Raw genomic sequence first — 19,480 nt, forward strand, 5'->3', positions numbered from 1 at the left:
CTGGCGATGCGGAGCCGATAGGCTGCATCGTTTTTTGAGATCATTGGGACGCTCATTCGGGGAAGACTAGGCGGTGGCGTTCGCGGATCGCGGTCATGTCTTCCTGTGAAATGACGGATGCGCCGGGAAAAACCGCGTATCCAATGTTGTCGGTCACGAGTGCTCCTGGATCTATTCATCGCAACAGGTAAGCGACTGGGGGCCGCAGGAACGCGGCCGCTGCCCAGAATGTCTTGCCTCCGCTTATCCGGTGAACGGTTGTACAAAGCATAGAACTTGCGAGTGCAAATTCGTTGTGGAGTGCTTACCGGAGCTTTCTCCTAGGCTAGGGAATTGGCCGAAGACTTCAAAGAGCTTGCGCCGCCACCTGAAAGAACCCGCGCACGAACAGGGAATTGACCAGGGCCAAGCGGGCGGCTCAACTCCTGTTGAGTTGCGGCGTCCGATTGTTTGTGTGGCCGATACTGTTGGACAGTGAACAGTATGAAGGCATTCAGCTCCGGCCAAGAGGCTGCCAATGATCATCGTGTTCTGGTCTTCGGGCGACTTCTGGGCGCGGCGAACCGGCTGGAATTTCTTCTTGGCCGCGACCTGGAGCAAGAGTTCGGCATTAGCCATTCGATCTTTGAGCTGCTTCTCCTGGCAGGGCGGGCGGGCGGCAAGGGAATCCCGGTCCGTGACATCGCCCAGGCGCGGGTGTTGACGTCGGGCGGGGCCACGCGGTTGGTGCAGCGCGCGTCAGCACTGGGCCTGATTGAACGGGAGAACTCCGTTTCCGATGCCCGTGTCCAGCTCATCCGCCTCTCGGCGCATGGCGAAGGCGTGCTCCTCAGGGCCAGTAGCCGCCACGTGCAGAATATCGAACGGTACCTGCTTGACCTGCTCTCACCCACGGAAGCGGAGGTGTTCTCGGAGGCCGTCAAACGGATCAGCAAGAATGCCGCGCAGGAACTGCCAATAATGCCGTGAACGAATTGGGCAGAACCATTCGAAATAGCTGACGAGTCAGCTATTGTTGGGCTGAGTGAGCGAGTCGCCTGGATGCAATCGCGCCACTGACGGCAGGCACAATCGAAGTCGATGGGTACCGCTTTGAGCTTTGCGGCGGCTCTGACCTGCTGCCTGACAGGCACTACCTCTTCAATGCGGATCAGAATGCAGTCATCGGCGGAGTCCTGGTCTTCAAGGAAAAACACGTCTGGACCGCAGACACCCCACCCCCGAACAGCGCTCGGCATGGATTGAACTCCTAGACCAGATGCGGGCCCGGAGCCCAGAGCTGGTGGTCGCGGGACACCGGCTGCCCGGAATGCCCAACGATTCCACGGGCATCGACTACACGCGGTCCTACCTCCAGGAATTCGAACGGATACTCGCCCGCTCAGCCGATGCCGCGGCCGTCACTGCCGCCCTCACCGCGCTATCCCAACTCCGGGATGCTGATCGCCGCGCACATCGGACCCAAGGTCGCCAAGGGGGAAATGACATGGGGTTGAACGAAACAACCGACCCCTGCCCCTCAGCTGCACCCCGCGACGTCGCCCGCCGGCAGTATCTGGCATCAGCGGCCGGTGATCTCGACGCGCTGCGCGCCACGATGGCACCTGATGTTGAGTGGACTGAATTGGCCGGGTTCCCTCTCGCGGGGACCGGCACCGGGCAACCGGGAACCCGATTAACGTCCGGGTGGCCCACCATTTCATCGTCCGAGGCGGACTCATCGTACGCTTCGAACAATTCGTCGACACCGCAAAGGTTGCCGAAGCAAGCCAGCCCGCGGACGCCTGAAAGCGACGTCCTGCGGCCGGGACTGCGGAATTAACGGTGTATCTGGCCCGACACCGCGGGCCTGGCCTTGACCGGTCCTGCTGTGGGCTGATGTCGTTTTCGTAGTCGTTCATAGTGAGGCACGTCTGGGGCCATCGCACCGGGACGGTGCTGGGGGAGTGGTTGCCCTTAGCCCGTCGCTACCTAATGAACGCGCTCAGGTCCGCCAACAATGAGCGCGAGCACGAGCCTTGGTACGAGGCAGGCCCTGAATTTGGCGAACCCTGTGCTTCGATTGCTCGGACGTGTCCTGCGAATGCGTCTCAGGAGTAGGGTTGCCCTAGTCGACGAAGGGGTCAACATGAGCTACAAATATCGAACCGTCCGCGTTCGCGGTACCGGGCTGGTTGGAACAATCGCCCGGAAGCATGGAAGCGGACCTGACATCTACGAAACGTCCAAGGACCCGAGCACATCTGTGGTTCCGGTGTTCTTCGAGGCAACTGGCGAGGTCCGTTTTTTCGACAGGTCAATGCTTGAGGACGTCGTGGCACCTGTCAGTTAGCTGTGAAAGTAAAGCATTGGTCATGGGTGTTGAAGCCTATCCGCAGTTGGCAATGAAGCCAGAGCCGGTTGCTGATCGACAGCAACAACTCACGGCGTGGGCTCACGTGCTCTCCATTAGCGCCCATAGCCATGATTTCAGGCGCTTGCGCTTCGTTATCATTCTCTGGGTACAGGCGTCGGATGGCAGCCAGGACCTTCGTCGGGTGGTTGCCCCCGGCGAGGAGTAGTATGCCGCACCTAGTCATGGCGAGTTCGGTTCATGACTGTGCCCGTGGTCTGATCCACCGCGTAGGCCAGGGCAGCACCGCCGGCGTAGGCCAACAAATCCGCGGTGCCAAACGTGGTTCCGAGGACCAGCCGAAGGGGCGGCCAGGATTCTGCGAGTTCCGCAGGCAGTCCAGTGAGCTGGAACAGTTCGATCATCGCGCACACTGTAACGGCTGCGGCGGCAACAAGGGTCTTGGACTTCGAGGGAATCAGGATGGCCACGAGAATATAGATCAGGACTGCGTACAGGCCATCACCGGCAGGGCCTGTCCACGCCGCATCACTTAGCGTGCGAATGCTCAACCCGAGCACAATGCTTAAGACACCGGCGATGCACAGCAAGGCCCGTCTGATTACTGAACGCCCCGGTTCGATTGCACAGCTCACTGCCCCAAGCCTCCACTGTCGAAGCTCATTTCCCTCCCGGATGCGGACCAACGAGAATCTTCGCATTCAGCCTAGCTCAGCGCTCCGACGACGGCGGGCCCCGCCCCCCGCATTGCTACAGTGAGCCCATGAGCATGGCTAGCGGTGAACAAAACCCGCCGGACGCCAAGGCAGGTTCCCTGCCGGACGGCCCAGCCGGCGTCGGTCCGGATGGTGTTGCGCCAGCAAATAGGACGGTCCGGAATCCTGCTTCCCGGCCCTCTATCGCGCCGGCCATCCCGCTGCCTCAGCGCCTGCCCGCCTGGCTTATCCGGAATCCGCTGCACGCAGGCTGGGCGTGGACGGGTTTCTGGGCGTTGCTGATCATCGCAGACGAATTCGTGGACCTGGCCGGCTGGACCTGGTATGTGCTCGTGGGAATGGCTGCCCTGCCCACACTGGCCTGCACTGTGGCCGTGCTCCATGCGACCCCGCGCCGGTACCTCAAGCCCCAGAAGGAATCGGTGCTCGCGCACTTCTTTGTCCGGTTCCTCGCGTTGACGGCCGCGTTTATGGTGTGGGGCCTCTCCGTGGTGGCCAGTGCCTCGATTTCCACAACTGTGCAGGCACTGGCCGGGAACTCGGAGCGTGCCGTGACGTCGTTGGGGTTCAACCTGCTCCTGGCGGCGGTCCCCCTGGTCGTCTCGGTGTTGTGGATGGCGCTTATTGTGCGCTGTGCGTGGTTCCTGCGCCGTCTCCGCGGCTGGCGCCAGAACCCGCAAGATTCGCGGCTGCCCAAGAAATTCCTGCGGCATTCGCCCCAACTCCGGCGAGTTGTGGTGGGTCTCGCCCACCCCGGCCTGCTTCTGGTGGCTGGGCTTGGCACGTCGGTTCTGGCACTCTTCCTCGGCGCCGTGGAACTCACGCTCAACGTGATTGCCTGAGGAGTCCGGTGACCGTATCGTCGGGTCTTCGCGGGGCCAGCGGTTGTAGCCAGCACTCCTAACAGGATGGTTGCCCTCCCGGCCGGTCCGATCAGCCTTACGATGACTGCGCGGCTGGCGCCTGACGCGCAGCAGCTGATCGTCGATCATAGACCCGCTGCACAGGGTCTGTGAGCAGAATAATCGACAGCGCGTAGAAGTTGATGGCGGGCACGAGTACTCCCACGCACCGGCAGCCTCACCGGAGTCTGTCGTGGTGACTACTTAGGACAATGACAACCGCTTCACAACGGGTTCTCGATTCGAAACCATCCCAGAATGATTTCAGGGAACTGAGCACTGTAATGCCGTAAAGCCCTGAGGACATTTTCCTTTGATGGCGCCTATCGCACCGATAAGGGATAGTGCGTAGGCAGATAGACCACGGTCTTTTCTGAACGGCGAATTGCTAATTTCTTGAGAATACGCGAAGAAATGAACTTCTTTCCATGATTTTCTCTGGAAAGCCCCTTGGAAGTACTGAAAAGTAGTGACCAAGGATAGATTTACCGCATCGGGACAGTCGGCCGGAACTGCAGCGACGCAGTACCGGCAACGTGTGGTGGCCTGACTGTGGTTCTGGTGATGTCCCGTTAGGTAGCGCCGTATGCGGAGTCTCGGTGCTGAGAATTACTGCACTCGTGTCAGCGCCAGATATCGCAGGGCCGCGAGACTGGACCTCCGGGACCGCGGCCCTGTAGCCCGAGATGCTCGACGGTCGATGTCTGCAGCTCCCTGGGGATAGAACACAGTCCTTACGCCCGGGCGGCGGATTCCCCGTCCCGGGCATATTCATGATGAAAGAGAGCAACAAATGACGCGTATTGGGATCGTGGCCGAGTTAGGCCGAGAGACGAGGGTGGCGGCGACGCCTGTCACCGTCAAACAGTTGTTGGATTTGGGCTACGACGTTGTGGTCGAGAAGGGTGCGGGGGAGTCTGCTTCCTTCAGGGACGAAGACTACGCTGAGGCCGGTGCTCTGATCGTGGGTGCCGATGAGGCGTGGGGGTCCGAGGTGGTGCTGCGGATCAATCCGCCCACCGAGGAGGAGATCGGCCGTTTGGCCGACGGCGCAACGCTGATCGGGTCGTTGAGCCCGGGCCTGCGCCCGGATTTGGTGGAGGCTTTGGCGGCGCGGCCGATCACGGCGTTGGCGTTGGATGCGGTGCCGCGGATTTCGCGGGCGCAGTCGATGGATGTGCTCAGTTCGATGGCGAACATTGCCGGGTACCGGGCTGTCATTGAGGCCGCGCACGAGTTCGGCCGGTTTTTCACGGGGCAGGTGACCGCTGCGGGCAAGGTCCCGCCGGCGAAGGTCCTGGTCGCCGGCGCCGGCGTCGCCGGGTTGGCGGCGATCGGTGCCGCGTCCAGCCTCGGCGCAATCGTGCGTGCAACGGATCCCCGGCCGGAGGTCGCTGACCAGGTGAAGTCCATCGGCGGGACCTACCTCAAAGTCGAGGTCGCCGAGGAGATGAAGTCCTCCGACGGGTACGCCAAAGCCACGAGTGAGGCCTACAACGCCCGCGCGGCCGAGATCTACACCGAGCAAGCAGCCGATGTCGACATCATCATCACCACCGCGCTGATCCCCGGGCGTCCGGCACCGAAGCTGCTCACCGCCGAAGACGTGGCCGGCATGAAGTCCGGCAGCGTGATCGTTGACATGGCCGCCGGGCAGGGCGGGAATGTCGAAGGCTCGGTCGCCGGGGAACGCATAGTCACCGACAACGGCGTCGTCATCCTGGGTTACACGGATCTGCCGGCCCGGTTGCCGGCGCAGGCGTCCCAGCTGTACGGCACGAACATGCTGAACCTCCTCAAGCTCCTCACCAAAGACAAGGACGGACAGCTCAGGATCGATTTCGATGACGTCGTGCAGCGGTCGGTGACGGTGGTGCGGGACGGGGAGAAGACCTGGCCGCCGCCCCCGGTCCAGGTCTCCGCCGCACCCGCGGCCATGACCCAAACCACGGCCGCCGAGAGCACTGCGCCGAAGAAGAAGCAGGGCCTGAGCCCTGCCGGTAAGGCCGGGCTCTTCGCCGCGGGTATCGCTGTGCTGTTTGGGATCAACGCGGTGGCTCCGGCGCCGTTGCCGCAGCACTTCACGGTGCTGATGCTCTCGATCGTGGTCGGGTTCTATGTCATCGGCAAGGTCCACCACGCCCTGCACACCCCGCTGATGTCCGTCACCAACGCGATCTCCGGAATCATCGTCGTCGGTGCCCTGCTGCAGGTCACCTCCGACAACATCGTGATGCAGGTCCTCGCCGCCGTCGCGGTCCTGCTGGCCAGCATCAACATCTTCGGCGGCTTCGCCGTCACCCGTCGGATGCTCGCGATGTTCTCGGCCGGGAAGGCACGTTCATGAGCGCCATTACCGAAGCAACAGCCCGAATCGTCTCAAGGAGCCTTACCGTGTCTGACACCGTCTCCGGTCCGTTGACCGCAGAGTCCATCGCGGGGGCGGCCTACATCGTCGCGGCGCTGCTGTTCATCCTCAGCCTCGCCGGGCTGAGCAAACACGAAAAGGCCCGGTCCGGGGTCATCTACGGCATCACCGGGATGATAATCGCCCTCGCCGCGACGATCTGGCTGACAATTCAGGGCGCCTGGGGCACCGGCCACGCCCTCACGGGCCTGGGACTGCTTGTGGCGGCGGTTCTGGTCGGCGGGGCGATCGGGCTCTGGCGCGCCCGGGTGGTGGAAATGACCGGGATGCCCGAGCTGATTGCGCTGCTGCACAGCTTCGTCGGCTTCGCCGCCGTCCTCGTGGGCTGGAACGGCCACCTCGAAGCCCCGGACCTATCTCCGGATCTGACAGCCATCCACCATGCCGAGGTCTTCATCGGGGTTTTCATCGGCGCGGTGACTTTCACCGGTTCGATCGTGGCGTTCCTGAAGCTCTCGGCCCGGATGAAGTCCACGCCCTTGATGCTGCCAGGCAAAAACGCGATCAACCTCGGCGCCCTGGCCGCGTTCGTCGCGCTGACCGTCTGGTACGTCAACGACTCCCAACTCTGGCTCCTCATCCTCGTCACCGCCCTGGCCCTGGGCCTGGGCTGGCACCTGGTCGCCTCCATCGGCGGCGGCGACATGCCCGTCGTCGTGTCCATGCTCAACAGCTACTCCGGCTGGGCCGCCGCCGCGGCCGGGTTCCTGCTGAACAACGACCTGCTCATCATCACCGGCGCCCTCGTCGGGTCCTCGGGCGCGTACCTGTCCTACATCATGTGCAAGGCCATGAACCGGTCCTTCATCTCCGTGATCGCCGGCGGCTTCGGCATCGCCGCCCCAGCAAGCAAGGGGGACGCCGAGTACGGCGAACACCGCGAAATCACCGCCCAGGCCACCGCCGAAATGCTGACCAACGCCTCGTCCGTGGTCATCACGCCTGGCTACGGCATGGCTGTGGCCCAGGCCCAATACCCCGTCGCGGAACTCGCGCACCAGCTGCGCGAACGCGGCGTGAACGTCCGGTTCGGCATCCACCCCGTCGCAGGGCGCCTGCCAGGACACATGAACGTACTCCTCGCCGAAGCCAAAGTCCCGTACGACATCGTCCTTGAAATGGACGAAATCAACGACGACCTCGGCGACACCTCCGTGGTCCTCGTCATCGGGGCCAACGACACCGTCAACCCCTCCGCCGCCGAAGACCCGGGAAGCCCCATCGCCGGCATGCCCGTCCTTCGCGTCTGGGAAGCCGAGAACGTCATCGTGTTCAAACGCTCCATGGCCGCCGGCTACGCCGGAGTCCAAAACCCCCTCTTCTACCGCGACAACTCCCAAATGCTCTTCGGCGACGCCAAAGCCCGCGTAGAAGACATCCTCAAAGCGTTCTAGAAGGAGACCCCTCCTTGCAGGTCCCGTTAGCTAGGCCGTAATGCTCCACCCTGCTATCAGCGACATCGACACGCACCCGGCCCCTGACCAACATAATGAGAGGAATGCACCATGCGCAGACGGCGAGTTCCCTTCGATAACGCCGCCCGGAGGGGTTTCAGATCGAGCTCCCTGGACCGGACTTCCTGCCCAGAAGAAGCGCCTTCACCGCGGCACGTCGTCGACATCGACGAACTGGCTGCATCACCGTGGATCGGTCTGCACCAAAGATATGAGTTCTTGCTTCACCATAGGCACGAATTGCTTGAAGAGTCCGTGGAGTAGATAGCCCGGGGACGCCGTCGGCAGTTGATTGGACTTCCTATGCAACTGCATTCCCGAGTACCAGCTGACTTAGATACCAGCTCGGGTTCGCCGCCCGGCCGGTTCAGCCCTGTCGCTGCCGGCGGCCACGCCACGGCGTGAGGCGCGGCCACCACCCCGGGACGTTGCGCCGGTAGTTGAGGTACTGCTCGCCGTAGGTGCTGGTAAGGGTTGGTTCCTCATAACCCTTCACGAACGCGAGGACCGCGGCGAGAGTGATCGCGGCGTAGAGCACGAGCCACCAGCTGCTGAACAGCAGCGCTTGGCCGAGGATGATGGTGAGCACCGAGAGATACATCGGATTGCGCACGAACCGGTAGGCCCCCGTCACAACGAGAGCCTGGGTCGGAGCGATTGGAGCGGGCGTTCCGCGGTGCAGGGCGAACAGCGTGAAGGCGTGCAGGAGGAACGCCACCCCAAGAGCGATGGCCGTCCAGGCGATTGGCTCGACGACCCAAGCCGTGCCGCCCCACTCATACCACCGCCAGCCGGAGATCAGCCACGGGATGAGGCCCGCGACGACGCCGGGCGCAAGGAAAAGGAAGACGATCGTCCCGATCCACGCGCGTGCGGGCGAAGCTGCCTTGGCCATGTGCGTCAGGCTAGCGCTCTTCTACCGACCGCGCGAGGTCGTAGCGATGCGAACGGATTTCTGATGGCGGTATTTGAACGCCGTCCAGGGATCTGTCGTCCGGTTGTTGCGGGCCAGGGGAGGAGGACGGGCAGTGGGCGGAGCGTGTCGTCACGTTATCGTGGTCCCATACATCTAATCAGGAGGGCGCATGCCGTACGTTGTGGACTTCAAGAACGTTTCCATTGTTGGACTGGAATCGTCTCCGGTCGCCGATGCCCTCGCCGGGTTACGCGCCAACGAAGGGCGCTACTACCGCAATAAGTACGACCACGTCTTCACTGTCAGTCCTGCAGGCGAGGTTCCGGAGGTGGTCGACCGCGTGAGCCGCATTCTCAAGGACGAGCGCGACATTGTGATCGGCTCCCGCCCGCTCGAAGCATCCACCTTCGACGTCAACGGGTTGCGGATGGATTACGTGTTCTACGAGTCGGGGCTGTCGATTAACGTCATGTACAGCATCGAGGACGGCGGGAAACGAGCGGTCGGATTCAAACTGGCCGAAGGCATGGAGATTCCGGAGGAACTGGCATCACGTTTCAAGTTTGCCCGGCAGAAATCAAAGCTGGCCGGCGTTATCCGCGGTTCCTACTTCGTCATTAAGGGCGAGTACTGATCAGCTGACCTCCGCGCCCGGTGGAGAGCGGATGCTTGCCCGGGATGTTTAGGGCAGACTGGTGGCGTGAGCCGAATCCGATGGGTGCTGCACGTCGATCTCGATCAGTTCATCGCGGCCGTCGAAGTGCTCCGGCGGCCGGAGCTTGCGGGCCTGCCGATCATTGTGGGCGGTCGGGGCGACCCCACGGAACGGGCTGTGGTCTCGACCGCATCCTACGAAGCCAGGGCGTACGGTGTGGGATCCGGAATGCCTTTACGCGTTGCCGCCCGGAAGGTGCCCGACGCTGTGATCCTGCCTGTCGATCAGGAGGCTTATCTCGCGGCGTCCGAGACGGTGATGGCTACCCTGCACGCGCAGCCCGGCGCCACGGTGCAGGTGCTGGGTTGGGATGAAGCCTTTGTAGGCATTGAGACGGAGGATCCGGAGGCCTACGCCCGGGAGGTGCAGGCCGCTGTCCTGGAGCGAACGCGGCTGCATTGCAGCGTGGGCATCGGGGACACGTTGGTACGGGCCAAGGTCGCCACCGGTTTCGGCAAGCCGGCCGGCGTCTTCCGTCTTACTGCCGGGAACTGGCTCGAGGTTATGGGCGGTCGGCCCACCAAGGAGCTGTGGGGCGTCGGAACCAAAGTGGCGGGCCGGCTGGCCAAGCTCGGCATCAACAGCGTTGCCCAGCTCGCCGCGTCCGACCCCCAGGACCTGGTCCCGGAGTTCGGCCCCAGGATGGGTCCTTGGTATGCCGAGCTCGGACGCGGGGACGGCGCCAGCGTTGTGGACGACACTCCGTGGGTGGCCCGCGGGCATAGCCGGGAGACCACCTTCCAGCGGGACCTGACCGAACCCGCCCAGGTGGACGACGCCGTGAAGGAGCTGACAGCGCGTGTCCTTGAAGATGTTGTGGCCGAAGGGCGGCCCGTCGTGGGGCTGACCCTGAAGGTCCGGTACGCACCGTTCGTCACGAGGACCCACGCGAGGAAGATTCCCGAGACATTCGATCGGAACGAAATCCTCGCGCGGGCCTTGGACCTCGCAGCCGGAATCGAAGCGGGCCGTCCGATCCGGCTTCTGGGTCTTCGGGCCGAAATGGCAATGCCCGACGATGCCCGAAAGGGACATACGCCTACGCGCGGCGGTTGGTGACGGCGTCGCTCCCGCGCCACTCATGGTGCGAGCACTCCGTGGCGGGAGCATTCGGCGGTCCAGCCCAGCGGCGTCACCTGGACTTTCATCCGCCGACGGCAGGCGGCGCAGTACCGCGGCGGCTCCATTGCGAGCCGTTCGCCGCAACGGAGATGAACGTCCGACGGCGGCGCCGCACCGCCGTCGGACGGCTCACCGCAGTGCCCGCAGAACTCAGCCGGGGTTGGGCCTGCGGCATCGCCGGTGGTTGGGAGGCAGGGGAGCGTAACCCGGTTCATAGTGTCTTCTGGAGTTCCTTGATGGGCATGTTCAGCTCGACCAAGAGGTTCAGGTCGGCGTCGGCGGGTCGGCCGAGTGTGGTTAAGTAGTTGCCGACGATGACGGCGTTGATGCCGCCCATAAGGCCTTGGCGGGTGCCGAGGTCGCCGAGGGTGAGCTCCCGTCCGCCGGCGTAGCGGAGCACGGTGCGGGGCATCGCCAGCCGGAACGCGGCGATGGCGCGGAGGGCGTCCTTGCCGTCCATGATGCCTTGGTTTTCCAGCGGGGTTCCGGGGCGGGGGTTGAGGAAGTTCAGCGGGACTTCGTGAGGTTCCAGGGCCGCGAGCTGGGCTGCGAGTTCCGCGCGTTGTTCCAAGCTTTCGCCCATGCCGATCAGGGCACCGCAGCAGAGTTCCATACCGGCGGCCTTGACCATGTTGCAGGTGTCCAGGCGCTCCTCGTAGCTGTGCGTGGTGACGACCTCGGGGAAGTAGCTGCGCGCGGTTTCGAGGTTGTGGTTGTAACGGTGGACGCCCCATTCGGCGAGCTGGTCCACCTGGCGCTGGGTCAGCATGCCCAGCGAGCAGGCGATGTTGATGTCCACTGCTTCGTTGATCCGGTCGATGGCGAACTTGATCTGGTTCATAAGCTTGATGTCCGGGCCGCGGACGGCGGCGACGATGCAGAATTCGGTGGCCCCGGTTGCCGCGGTTTCCCTTGCGGCTTTGACGAGTTCGGGGATGTCGAGCCAGACGCCGCGGACGGGGGAGTCGAACAGGCCGGACTGGCTGCAGAAATGGCAGTCTTCGGGGCAGCCGCCGGTCTTGATGGAAATGATGCCTTCCACCTCCACGTCCTCACCGCAGTGCCGCAGCCGCACCTCGTGGGCGAGTTGCAGGGCGGCGGGCAGATCCCGGTCCGGCAGCCTGAGGATTTCTACGAGTTGGCTTTCGGAGAGTCCGATTCCCTGCTCCAGGACCTGTGTCCTTGCCGTTTCGAGGATAGTGCCGGGGTTGGCCTGGGGGTCTGGCTGCATCGTCTTCAATAGTCCTTTTTGGGGGGCATAGCTGCGGATATTGCCTCGGAACAAACGCTAATTCCCAGGTGGAGGCCAGATTTTGTGGGGTTCCGACAACGTGACGGAGCTGATATTGGACGGACCGGTTGATACCCAGGTGGCTCTCGTGGAGCCCCGGACATTACGGCCCGCAAGGCCGCCAAAAGACTCGATGTGTCAGGGGTGCTCCACCCAGCAGGCCAGGATGGTCGTGGAGAGCTGGTAGGCCAGGGCGTTCCGGCTGATGCTCTCCGGGCCGAGAGTGTCCGGCAAATCCGAGGCATCGACGTGCAGGACAAAGCTGTCCTTCTGGAATACGGCCGAGCCATCGGCGGTCTCATAGGCCGGGAAGCCCAGGTTCGCCAGGCCTTCGATGGGGGTTGCGTCCTTTGCGAGGGCCTGCATAGCGTCAAAATATTTCCGCGCCGATGCGGGGTCCGCGGCTTCCTGGACAGAAATTTCCAGCGCTCCTTCCTGCAGGTGGTAGGTGCAGGTGAAGGTGCTGTCCACCCAGCCGTTGACGGTGTGCGGATCCGACTCCAGGTCAAGAATCGAGCTGAGCCTGTCCATCGGCTGGTCCCCGCACACCATCAGGGCGGCGTATCTGGGTCCGGCCGGGGTTGCACCGGGCGATGCCTTCGCGCCGCCATGGTGCCCGCTGGCATGGCCGCCGGAGGGTCCTGCGCTCGGCGTGCTGCCGGGCGAGGCCGGCGCGGAAACGTCCGACGGCGGGGCGGACGCCGCGTCCACCGATCCCGCCGCCGCGGCGCAGCCGGAGAGCAGCAGGGAGGCGATGGCCAAGGCGGCCAGAGCGTGGTTTCGGTGTGTCATGTTGTCCGTCCTTGCCTGTTCCCCGGAGGAGCGGGTGTTCCGCGGTCAGGCTTTGAATTTGGCGTAGATGACGTAGTTGTCGTCGAAGAGCCCGGTGGCGGGGTCGTAGCCGTCGCAGGTGATGATCCGGAGCTCGGCTCCCGGGGTGTTGCCGTAGACCTCGAGGGTGGGAAACTCGTTCTTGCTGTACAGGGCACCGCGTTCAACGGTGAATACCGCTGTACTGCCGTCGGTCCGGGACACGCTGATCTCGGTGCCGGGCGTGAGTTTACGGAGATCCGCGAAGACGCCCTTGGCGCCGCCGAGTGCATTTACGTGGCCCAGCATCACGGCGGGGCCGCGTTCCCCGGGGGTGGGAGAGCCGTTGTACCAGCTGGCTGGTGAGCCGCTGCCGGTGTCCTGCGGGACCTCCAGGGAGCCGTTCTCCCGCAGGCCCAGGTGGAGCAGATCGGTCCTGACACCGATCGCGGGAATGCTCAGGGTGACCGGAACTGAAGCGCCCAACACCGGAAGCTGTTGGGCGGCCGCCGCCGGGGCAGCTGGTGACGGCGCGGCGGGTGGGGACGGGGCCGACGGCGGGCTGGCTGCCATCGAAGGTGAGGCAGCGGCGGAAGGCATGGCGCCGGCATCGGGAGTTCCCGATGTTCCGGCGGCGCAGCCGGCCAGGGCCAGCAGGAGCAGAACCCCGGCAGCCGCGGAGGCAGTGAGGCCCCCGCGGCGGCCGGGGTTCTTGGTTGTCACAGTATTGATCCGGTCAGCCTGGGCTTAGGCCGCTGCGTTGGCGTTGCGGCGGCGGACTGCAAAGGCTCCGCCGGCGAGGGCGACGAGGACCAGGCCACCGCCCAGCGCGAGGGCTCCGGCGTCGTTACCTGTTTCCTGGGTGACGCCGGTGTCAGCGCCGCCCACCGGCATGTCCATGCCGGCCGCCAGCGTCCCGCACAGTGCGGGGGAAGTCGCCGCGAGCGGCAGGGTGGGGGCAAGATCGCTCTTCGCGGCCTGGCCTGCGGCGCTGAGGGTGGTGGGGTCGAGGCCGTGAACCACAACAACAGCGGTACCGGCGGCCAGAGCGGCCTTGGTCTCTGCGTTCAGCTCGAACGTGCGGTCAACGGTGTAAGCGGCGCCCTGGCCGCCGACCTTGAGGTCAAGACCTGCTGCCGGGCTGGTATCGCCGCTGGTGGACAGCGTGGTGACAATTGCGCCGTAGGACGGGGCGCCTTCGGTGGTGGAGATTACCGCGTCTCCGTCCTTGTCGGCCGAAGGTGCCGGGCAGGTGCCCTGGGCTCCGCCGTGGATGTGCTGGACGTGGGGGTACGGCGCGTCCATAAACGTGGCGGGCATGCCCGAAACCTTGAGGACAACATGTGCCTCGTTGCCCGTGACGTCAAGAGTGATGGTGCCGGAGCCGGCGCTGCCGTTGATCTGGCCAAGCGTGGACTGGTAGTGGTCAGTGCCGTTATGGGCCATCGCGGGAGAACCGGAGAGGGCAAGGGCGGCCAAAGCAAGGGTGGGGACTGCCATAAAGCGAAGTGTCTTATTCATTGAAAAGATCTCCTCATACACACGCATGTGATGTTGGTGCCCCGGAACGGGGATACCTGTACTTCGGACCTGCCACCGGTGCAGATGGGTGGGGATGTGGTGCGAAACACGAAAGTGCCGGTTGGTCCGCCCCGGCCAAGAAGGGCCACGGCCGGGTGCTCCGAGATGTGCCCGGCGGTCGCCAGCCTCGGATTCTGGAGTGCGGCCCTTATATAGTCGGGGGATGGAACAGCGCGTATTAGGCAAGACCGGACGGAACGTCTCGATCGTGGGGCTCGGCACCTGGCAGCTCGGCGCCGACTGGGGCCACGTGGACCCGACGCAGGCCCAAAGCATTCTGGCGGCCTCCGCGGAGGCCGGCGTCACGCTCTTTGATACGGCAGATGTTTACGGCGACGGCAAAAGCGAACAGGCCATCGGCACGTTCCTCAAAGACAACCCCGGGCTGGATATCACAGTGGCCACCAAAATGGGCCGCCGCATGGACCAGCAGCCCGGGAACTACACCCTGGCCAACTTCCGCCAGTGGGTGGACCGGTCACGCAAGAACCTGGGCACGGACCGGCTGGACCTCGTCCAGCTGCACTGCCCGCCCACGTCCGTTTACAGCAACGCCGAGGTCTATGACGCGCTTGACACCTTGGTCTCCGACGGCGCCATCCGCAACTACGGCGTCAGCGTGGAACGCACGGACGAAGCGCTCGAAGCAATCCGGCACGAAGGCACCGCGTCCGTCCAGATCATCCTCAATGCGTTCCGGCTCAAGCCCCTGGATGAGGTCCTGCCCGCGGCGAAGGCGGCAGGCGTGGGCATCATTGCCCGCGTTCCGTTGGCTTCCGGCCTGCTCACTGGCAAGTACACCAAGGACACGACCTTCGCGGACAATGACCACCGCAACTACAACCGCGCCGGCGGGTCGTTCGACGTCGGCGAGACCTTCTCCGGTGTGGACTACGGTGTGGGGCTGAAAGCCGTGGCGGAGTTCGAGCAGCTGGTCCCGGACGGGGTTGGCACCGCGCAGGCGGCGATCGCCTGGATCGCCGCCCAGGATGGCGTCACCTCCGTGATTCCCGGCGCACGCAACGTGGAGCAGTCCGTCGCGAATGCTGCCGCAGCCGGTGTTTCCCTCGACGGTAGTTTCGACGAGGGCGTGCGCTGGATCTACGACCACTACTTCCGCGAGGCCATCCACCCGCGCTGGTAGCGGCACGGGTTTTCCGGTTTCTTTCCGGCGGCTCAGCCGATGGCAGTGGCGAGATCCCTGACGTTGCGGCTGCCGCCGTCGTCCGGCAATTCCGGTGTGCCGGTGCGACCCGCGGGACAGCACCGCAGGGGTGCCGTCCTGCATGGCTACTGGGCGCGGGTGAGGACGGACGCGTCGTCGGGATCGCTGACGTGGTTGGCGTTGTGCGGCCTGAGGTTCTTCCGGTATCGCCACACGCCAATGCCGACGACGACGGCGGCGAGTGCCATGGAGAGCAGCAGCGATTCGCGGGTTGCGTCCAGGATCAGCATGCCGATGAGTAGGGCGACGATGCTGGCGATTGCGACCCAGGTCAGGTACGGGAAGAGCCACATCTTCATGGCGAGGTCCTTGGCGGCTGCGCCCATGCGGCGGCGCAGGATCAGCTGGGAGGCGGCGATGACCAGCCACACGAAGAGTGCGATGGCGCCGGAGGTGTTGACCAGGAAAAGGAAGACCGAGTCCGGGGCAACATAGTTCAGTCCTACCGTGACGAAGCCGACCACGGTGGATGACAACACGGCGGCAGCCGGAACGCCGCGCTTGGAGATCTTGGTCCAGGACTTCGGGGCGTCGCCTCGCTGCGAGAGGGAGAACAGCATGCGGCTCGCCGTGTACAGGCCGGAATTCAGGCAGGACAGGACCGACGTCAGCACAACGATGTCCATGATGGTTCCCGCGCCGGGGATTCCGAACAGCTCAATGACGGCCACATACGGGCTCTTGGCTACGTTGGCCGAGTTCCAGGGCAGCAGCGTTACAACGATGGCGATGGAGCCGATGTAGAAGATCAGGATGCGCCATACGGTGGACTTCACGGCTTTCTTGACCGCGTCAACGGGATTCTCAGACTCGCCGGCGGCGATCGTGGCGATCTCGGCGCCGAAGAAGGAGAACACCACCACCAGGATGCCGGCCAGCACGGCGCCCGGACCGTTCGGGAAGAACCCGCCGTTCTCGAGCAGGTTGCTGACTCCCGGGGCAGGAACACCCGGGACAAGCCCGAGGATGGCAGCGATACCGAACAGCAGGAAAAGCACGATGGCTGCTACTTTGATGGACGCAAACCAAAACTCAAACTCACCGTAGGACTTCACGGAGCCAAGGTTGGTCAGAGTCAGAAGCACCATGAGGAGCAGCGCCCACACCCATTGGTCGACGCCGGGCACCCAGCGATGCATGATGGCAGCGCCGGCAGTCGCCTCGATTCCGAGGACGATGATCCAGAACCAGGCATAAAGCCAGCCGATGCTGAAACCCGCCCAGCGCCCCAGCGCCTTATCGGCGTACGTGGAAAAGGACCCGGTTTCCGGATGCGCCGCAGCCATTTCGCCGAGCATCCGCATGACCAGGATGACCACGAGCCCGGCCGCCGCATACGCCAGGAGGATGCCCGGGCCCGCTTGCTGAATCGCTGCTCCGGAGCCAACGAACAGCCCGGCGCCAATGACGCCGGCGATGGCGATCATGGAGAGGTGCCGCGGCTTGAGGGTTTTTGACAGCTGTGTGTCCGTGTGCATAGTGAGAAGCCTTCGATTGGCGGAACTGATACGTTCAGCACTGAACGGAATATGAGTTGAACCACATCACCTATCGAAGGTAGTCGTCGGGCGCAGGAACGGCATTGGTCGTTTGACCAACCACGGGACTCGGGGAATGTGCGGTTGCGGAATTAGTTACATAAAACCGCCCTGCAGTATCCCATAGGTAAACAATCAGGCATCAACGGGCTCGGGCCAGGGAATGCCGGTCCCGGATAAGCGAGCGTCTCCCCCTAAGCGCCCTAGGCGGGAGTGCTGAGCAGCTGCATAAAATGCTCCAGCGAGGCGGCCATGTCCACGGAATCGTCGTAAAGCCAGGCGAGCTGCACGCCCTCGATGAGTGAGGCGGTCTGGCGGGCAAGGATGGCAGGGTCCAGATGCGACGCCACCCGGCCGGCGCCGATCTCCCGCTCAAACTCGGACCGCAGCGAAGCGATGATCCCCTGGTCGCGGCGGAAGATGAACGCATGGGCCGGATGATCGGGGCTCACGGCCTCAGCCCGCAGGGTGGCGTCCAGCTGGATCACGCCCCGAATGCCCGCGTTGTGGCGCATGACCTCGGGAACTGTTTCTAGCAGGCCCTTCTCCTGGAGCAGCGTGCGGCGCCAGGGGCCTTCTCGTTCTTCACGGTGGGCCAGCACAGCCTCCAGTAAGGCATCTTTGCCGCCGAAATGATGCAGCAGGGCGGTGTGGCTTGTCCCGATCTCTTCCGCGATCTGGCGGATCGAGAGGTGCTGGAACCCCTTTTGGGCAAATACCGCGAAGGCGGCGTCAACCAGCTCGGCGCGTTTGCGCTCACCATTGGCGTAGGGCGCCCGCCCGCCGCTGCGTGCAGGTTGCCGCGTCACTTCTCTCATGGCTGTGCCCTCCTGGGGACTGGTGCTTTGACGGCCAGCCTACCAATTTTTCCTTTCCATATTGGTAAAGATTTTTGCATGAATCTATTCCAACTTGGTCCAAGTTTGCTTAGGGTAGGAACCAGCCGCAGGGCAGGCGCCTCCCGCGAACGGGAAACAGTGCGCCCGGCCCCACCGCGGACCCCAGAAAGGATTTCCATGACCGACCTCCAGCACTTCCCCGACAACTTCCTGTGGGGCGTTGCCACCGCCGCCCACCAGGTGGAAGGCAACAACACCAACAACGACACGTGGTTCCTCGAACACCTGCCCGGCACGATCTTCGCGGAACCGTCCGGCGACACCATCGACCATTACCACCGGTACCGCGAGGACATCGCCCTGATCGCCTCGCTGGGGTTCAGCACTTACCGCTTCTCGCTGGAATGGGCCCGCATCGAACCGGAAGAGGGCCACTTCTCCATCGCTGCCCTCAACCACTACCGCCGGATGCTCGAAACCTGCCACGAGCACGGCCTGACCCCCGTGGTGACCTACCACCACTTCACCTCGCCGCTGTGGCTTCTTGCCGCGGGCGGCTGGGAAGACGCCGCCACCCCCGCACGGTTCGCCCGTTACTGTGACCGCGCTACAGAGCACCTGGGTGACCTCATCGGCGTCGCCTGCACCCTCAACGAACCGAACCTGCCGTGGCTTCTCAAGGCCCTCGGCATCGGTGGTGAGCTGGCGGAACACCGGGCGAACGTTCCCCTGTGGTCGGCGGCCGGCGAACGGCTGGGCATCGATCCGAGCAGGGTTGCGCCGTTCCAGTTCACCGTCTCAGAAGCCGGTTTCGACACCAAGCTCGCGGCCCACCGAGCCGGACGGGATGCCATCAAGGCACGGCGCCCGGGGCTGATGGTTGGCTGGACGCTCGCCAACACGGATATCCAGGCGGCCGACGGCGGCCAGGATGTGGCGGACCAAGTGCGGCGCGACGTCAATGAACGGTTCCTTGAGGTGTCCCGCGGCGACGATTTTGTGGGGATCCAGACCTACGGGCGGACAGTGTTCGGCCCCGACGGCGTGGCGCCCGCTCCCCAGGGTGCTGTCACCAACCAGATGGGTGAGGAGATCTACCCCCAGGCGCTTGAGGCAACCATCCGTGAGGCCCACAGGATCGCCGGAATTCCCGTCATGGTGACCGAAAACGGCCTGTCCACCAGTGACGACAGCCAGCGGCTCGACTACTTCAAGACCGCCCTGGCCGGGGTGGCCTCCTGCCTCGCGGACGGCATCGACGTGCGCGGCTACATCGCCTGGACCGCCTTTGACAACTTCGAATGGGTCTTCGGCTACGGCCCCACGTTCGGCATCATCGCCGTGGACCGCGCCACCCAGATCCGGACCCCGAAACCGAGCGCCTACTGGCTCGGCGGCTTGGCCAAGCAGGCCGGGGAGCGCCTCAGCCTAACCAGCTGAGGGCACCCGTAAGGGAATCACGACGGCGGTCCGCACCTCCCACGGTGCGGGCCGCCGTCGGGCGTTAAGGCGTTGTGGTGACCCGCACCACAATACTGTTTCAACCAATGAAATTCTCATGTTTGCACCGATGGGCTGCCGCCGATGCTT

19 protein-coding genes are annotated in these 19,480 nt (G+C 64.1%); 10 read left to right on the forward strand and 9 right to left on the reverse strand.

Features of this window, described 5'->3' with window-relative positions:
- The first annotated feature begins 483 nt into the window (after positions 1 to 483).
- The 3 genes from ACZY1F_RS07770 (at position 484) to ACZY1F_RS07780 (ending at position 2,561) form a co-directional block, all read left to right on the forward strand.
- Entirely contained in the window at positions 484 to 969 is a 486-nt protein-coding gene (locus ACZY1F_RS07770) for a MarR family winged helix-turn-helix transcriptional regulator (RefSeq protein WP_463941186.1), read from the forward strand.
- A 1,159-nt stretch (positions 970 to 2,128) separates the two neighbouring features.
- On the forward strand, positions 2,129 to 2,332 hold the full coding sequence (locus tag ACZY1F_RS07775) for a hypothetical protein (RefSeq protein WP_463941187.1): 204 nt from the start codon (positions 2,129 to 2,131) through the stop codon (positions 2,330 to 2,332).
- Positions 2,333 to 2,354: 22 nt separating this feature from the next.
- The gene (locus ACZY1F_RS07780) at positions 2,355 to 2,561 is read left to right on the forward strand and encodes a hypothetical protein (RefSeq protein ID WP_463941188.1); all 207 of its coding nucleotides are present in this window, start codon (positions 2,355 to 2,357) and stop codon (positions 2,559 to 2,561) included.
- A gap of 10 nt (positions 2,562 to 2,571) precedes the next feature.
- Here the strand turns inward: ACZY1F_RS07780 and ACZY1F_RS07785 are convergent, their stop codons facing one another.
- Positions 2,572 to 2,904 carry a ribosomal maturation YjgA family protein gene (locus ACZY1F_RS07785; RefSeq protein WP_463941189.1) on the reverse strand — a complete coding sequence of 111 codons (333 nt, stop codon included), beginning with the start codon at positions 2,902 to 2,904 and terminating at the stop codon, positions 2,572 to 2,574.
- Positions 2,905 to 3,116: 212 nt separating this feature from the next.
- Here ACZY1F_RS07785 and ACZY1F_RS07790 point away from each other — a divergent pair, with 212 nt between their 5' ends.
- The 3 genes from ACZY1F_RS07790 to pntB all read left to right on the forward strand — a co-directional run bounded on the left by ACZY1F_RS07790 (position 3,117) and on the right by pntB (position 7,793).
- Positions 3,117 to 3,911, forward strand: coding sequence for a hypothetical protein (locus ACZY1F_RS07790; RefSeq protein ID WP_463941190.1), 795 nt, complete (start codon positions 3,117 to 3,119; stop codon positions 3,909 to 3,911).
- Between the two features lie 853 nt (positions 3,912 to 4,764).
- Positions 4,765 to 6,318 carry a Re/Si-specific NAD(P)(+) transhydrogenase subunit alpha gene (locus ACZY1F_RS07795; RefSeq protein ID WP_463941191.1) on the forward strand — a complete coding sequence of 518 codons (1,554 nt, stop codon included), beginning with the start codon at positions 4,765 to 4,767 and terminating at the stop codon, positions 6,316 to 6,318.
- Complete coding sequence (gene pntB, locus ACZY1F_RS07800) at positions 6,315 to 7,793, forward strand: Re/Si-specific NAD(P)(+) transhydrogenase subunit beta (RefSeq protein ID WP_463941192.1); 1,479 nt, start codon at positions 6,315 to 6,317, stop codon at positions 7,791 to 7,793. The genes ACZY1F_RS07795 and pntB overlap by 4 nt, the downstream gene beginning before the upstream one ends.
- Before the next feature lie 427 nt (positions 7,794 to 8,220).
- On the opposite strand, the gene ACZY1F_RS07805 is transcribed toward pntB, so the two are convergent.
- Positions 8,221 to 8,748: a methyltransferase family protein gene (locus ACZY1F_RS07805; RefSeq protein ID WP_463941193.1), complete on the reverse strand. Its 528-nt coding sequence runs from the start codon at positions 8,746 to 8,748 to the stop codon at positions 8,221 to 8,223.
- Positions 8,749 to 8,938: 190 nt separating this feature from the next.
- Here ACZY1F_RS07805 and ACZY1F_RS07810 point away from each other — a divergent pair, with 190 nt between their 5' ends.
- Together ACZY1F_RS07810 and ACZY1F_RS07815 are read left to right on the forward strand one after the other, a co-directional pair.
- Entirely contained in the window at positions 8,939 to 9,403 is a 465-nt protein-coding gene (locus tag ACZY1F_RS07810; RefSeq protein ID WP_463941194.1) for a DUF8821 family protein, read from the forward strand.
- A 66-nt stretch (positions 9,404 to 9,469) separates the two neighbouring features.
- The gene (locus tag ACZY1F_RS07815; RefSeq protein WP_463941195.1) at positions 9,470 to 10,543 is read left to right on the forward strand and encodes a DNA polymerase IV; all 1,074 of its coding nucleotides are present in this window, start codon (positions 9,470 to 9,472) and stop codon (positions 10,541 to 10,543) included.
- A 20-nt stretch (positions 10,544 to 10,563) separates the two neighbouring features.
- On the opposite strand, the gene bsaP is transcribed toward ACZY1F_RS07815, so the two are convergent.
- The 5 genes from bsaP to ACZY1F_RS07840 all read right to left on the reverse strand — a co-directional run bounded on the left by bsaP (position 10,564) and on the right by ACZY1F_RS07840 (position 14,228).
- A complete protein-coding gene (gene bsaP / locus ACZY1F_RS07820) occupies positions 10,564 to 10,821 on the reverse strand; it encodes a biotin synthase auxiliary protein BsaP (RefSeq protein WP_463941196.1) in 258 nt (85 codons plus the stop codon).
- Positions 10,818 to 11,837, reverse strand: coding sequence for a biotin synthase BioB (bioB, locus tag ACZY1F_RS07825; RefSeq protein ID WP_463941197.1), 1,020 nt, complete (start codon positions 11,835 to 11,837; stop codon positions 10,818 to 10,820). Before bioB ends, bsaP begins: the two co-directional genes overlap by 4 nt.
- A gap of 198 nt (positions 11,838 to 12,035) precedes the next feature.
- Positions 12,036 to 12,689 (reverse strand): hypothetical protein, encoded by a 654-nt coding sequence (locus ACZY1F_RS07830; RefSeq protein ID WP_463941198.1) that lies wholly within the window; start codon positions 12,687 to 12,689, stop codon positions 12,036 to 12,038.
- A 45-nt stretch (positions 12,690 to 12,734) separates the two neighbouring features.
- Positions 12,735 to 13,430: a sortase domain-containing protein gene (locus ACZY1F_RS07835; RefSeq protein WP_463941199.1), complete on the reverse strand. Its 696-nt coding sequence runs from the start codon at positions 13,428 to 13,430 to the stop codon at positions 12,735 to 12,737.
- A gap of 24 nt (positions 13,431 to 13,454) precedes the next feature.
- A complete protein-coding gene (locus tag ACZY1F_RS07840; protein ID WP_463941200.1) occupies positions 13,455 to 14,228 on the reverse strand; it encodes a hypothetical protein in 774 nt (257 codons plus the stop codon).
- Positions 14,229 to 14,451: 223 nt separating this feature from the next.
- Here ACZY1F_RS07840 and ACZY1F_RS07845 point away from each other — a divergent pair, with 223 nt between their 5' ends.
- Entirely contained in the window at positions 14,452 to 15,432 is a 981-nt protein-coding gene (locus tag ACZY1F_RS07845; RefSeq protein WP_463941201.1) for an aldo/keto reductase, read from the forward strand.
- 146 nt (positions 15,433 to 15,578) lie between these two features.
- Here ACZY1F_RS07845 and ACZY1F_RS07850 read toward each other — a convergent pair whose 3' ends face one another.
- Together ACZY1F_RS07850 and ACZY1F_RS07855 are read right to left on the reverse strand one after the other, a co-directional pair.
- Complete coding sequence (locus ACZY1F_RS07850) at positions 15,579 to 16,991, reverse strand: amino acid permease (RefSeq protein WP_463941202.1); 1,413 nt, start codon at positions 16,989 to 16,991, stop codon at positions 15,579 to 15,581.
- A 263-nt stretch (positions 16,992 to 17,254) separates the two neighbouring features.
- The gene (locus ACZY1F_RS07855) at positions 17,255 to 17,869 is read right to left on the reverse strand and encodes a TetR/AcrR family transcriptional regulator (protein ID WP_463941203.1); all 615 of its coding nucleotides are present in this window, start codon (positions 17,867 to 17,869) and stop codon (positions 17,255 to 17,257) included.
- 198 nt (positions 17,870 to 18,067) lie between these two features.
- Between ACZY1F_RS07855 and ACZY1F_RS07860 the strand changes: the two genes are divergently transcribed.
- Entirely contained in the window at positions 18,068 to 19,330 is a 1,263-nt protein-coding gene (locus tag ACZY1F_RS07860) for a glycoside hydrolase family 1 protein (RefSeq protein WP_463941204.1), read from the forward strand.
- Positions 19,331 to 19,480: the final 150 nt, after the last annotated feature.

This window comes from Pseudarthrobacter xylosi (assembly GCF_055412765.1).

What these genes read in the sequence shown, in the direction of transcription:
- ACZY1F_RS07855 (WP_463941203.1), bottom strand. Translation starts at nt 17,869, where the DNA reads ATGAGAGAAGTGACGCGGCAACCTGCACGCAGCGGCGGGCGGGCGCCC.
- pntB (WP_463941192.1), top strand. Translation starts at nt 6,315, where the DNA reads ATGAGCGCCATTACCGAAGCAACAGCCCGAATCGTCTCAAGGAGCCTT.
- bioB (WP_463941197.1), bottom strand. Translation starts at nt 11,837, where the DNA reads ATGCAGCCAGACCCCCAGGCCAACCCCGGCACTATCCTCGAAACGGCA.
- ACZY1F_RS07850 (WP_463941202.1), bottom strand. Translation starts at nt 16,991, where the DNA reads ATGCACACGGACACACAGCTGTCAAAAACCCTCAAGCCGCGGCACCTC.
- ACZY1F_RS07830 (WP_463941198.1), bottom strand. Translation starts at nt 12,689, where the DNA reads ATGACACACCGAAACCACGCTCTGGCCGCCTTGGCCATCGCCTCCCTG.
- bsaP (WP_463941196.1), bottom strand. Translation starts at nt 10,821, where the DNA reads ATGAACCGGGTTACGCTCCCCTGCCTCCCAACCACCGGCGATGCCGCA.
- ACZY1F_RS07845 (WP_463941201.1), top strand. Translation starts at nt 14,452, where the DNA reads ATGGAACAGCGCGTATTAGGCAAGACCGGACGGAACGTCTCGATCGTG.
- ACZY1F_RS07770 (WP_463941186.1), top strand. Translation starts at nt 484, where the DNA reads ATGAAGGCATTCAGCTCCGGCCAAGAGGCTGCCAATGATCATCGTGTT.
- ACZY1F_RS07775 (WP_463941187.1), top strand. Translation starts at nt 2,129, where the DNA reads ATGAGCTACAAATATCGAACCGTCCGCGTTCGCGGTACCGGGCTGGTT.
- ACZY1F_RS07810 (WP_463941194.1), top strand. Translation starts at nt 8,939, where the DNA reads ATGCCGTACGTTGTGGACTTCAAGAACGTTTCCATTGTTGGACTGGAA.
- ACZY1F_RS07840 (WP_463941200.1), bottom strand. Translation starts at nt 14,228, where the DNA reads ATGAATAAGACACTTCGCTTTATGGCAGTCCCCACCCTTGCTTTGGCC.
- ACZY1F_RS07860 (WP_463941204.1), top strand. Translation starts at nt 18,068, where the DNA reads ATGACCGACCTCCAGCACTTCCCCGACAACTTCCTGTGGGGCGTTGCC.
- ACZY1F_RS07790 (WP_463941190.1), top strand. Translation starts at nt 3,117, where the DNA reads ATGAGCATGGCTAGCGGTGAACAAAACCCGCCGGACGCCAAGGCAGGT.
- ACZY1F_RS07780 (WP_463941188.1), top strand. Translation starts at nt 2,355, where the DNA reads ATGGGTGTTGAAGCCTATCCGCAGTTGGCAATGAAGCCAGAGCCGGTT.
- ACZY1F_RS07805 (WP_463941193.1), bottom strand. Translation starts at nt 8,748, where the DNA reads ATGGCCAAGGCAGCTTCGCCCGCACGCGCGTGGATCGGGACGATCGTC.
- ACZY1F_RS07795 (WP_463941191.1), top strand. Translation starts at nt 4,765, where the DNA reads ATGACGCGTATTGGGATCGTGGCCGAGTTAGGCCGAGAGACGAGGGTG.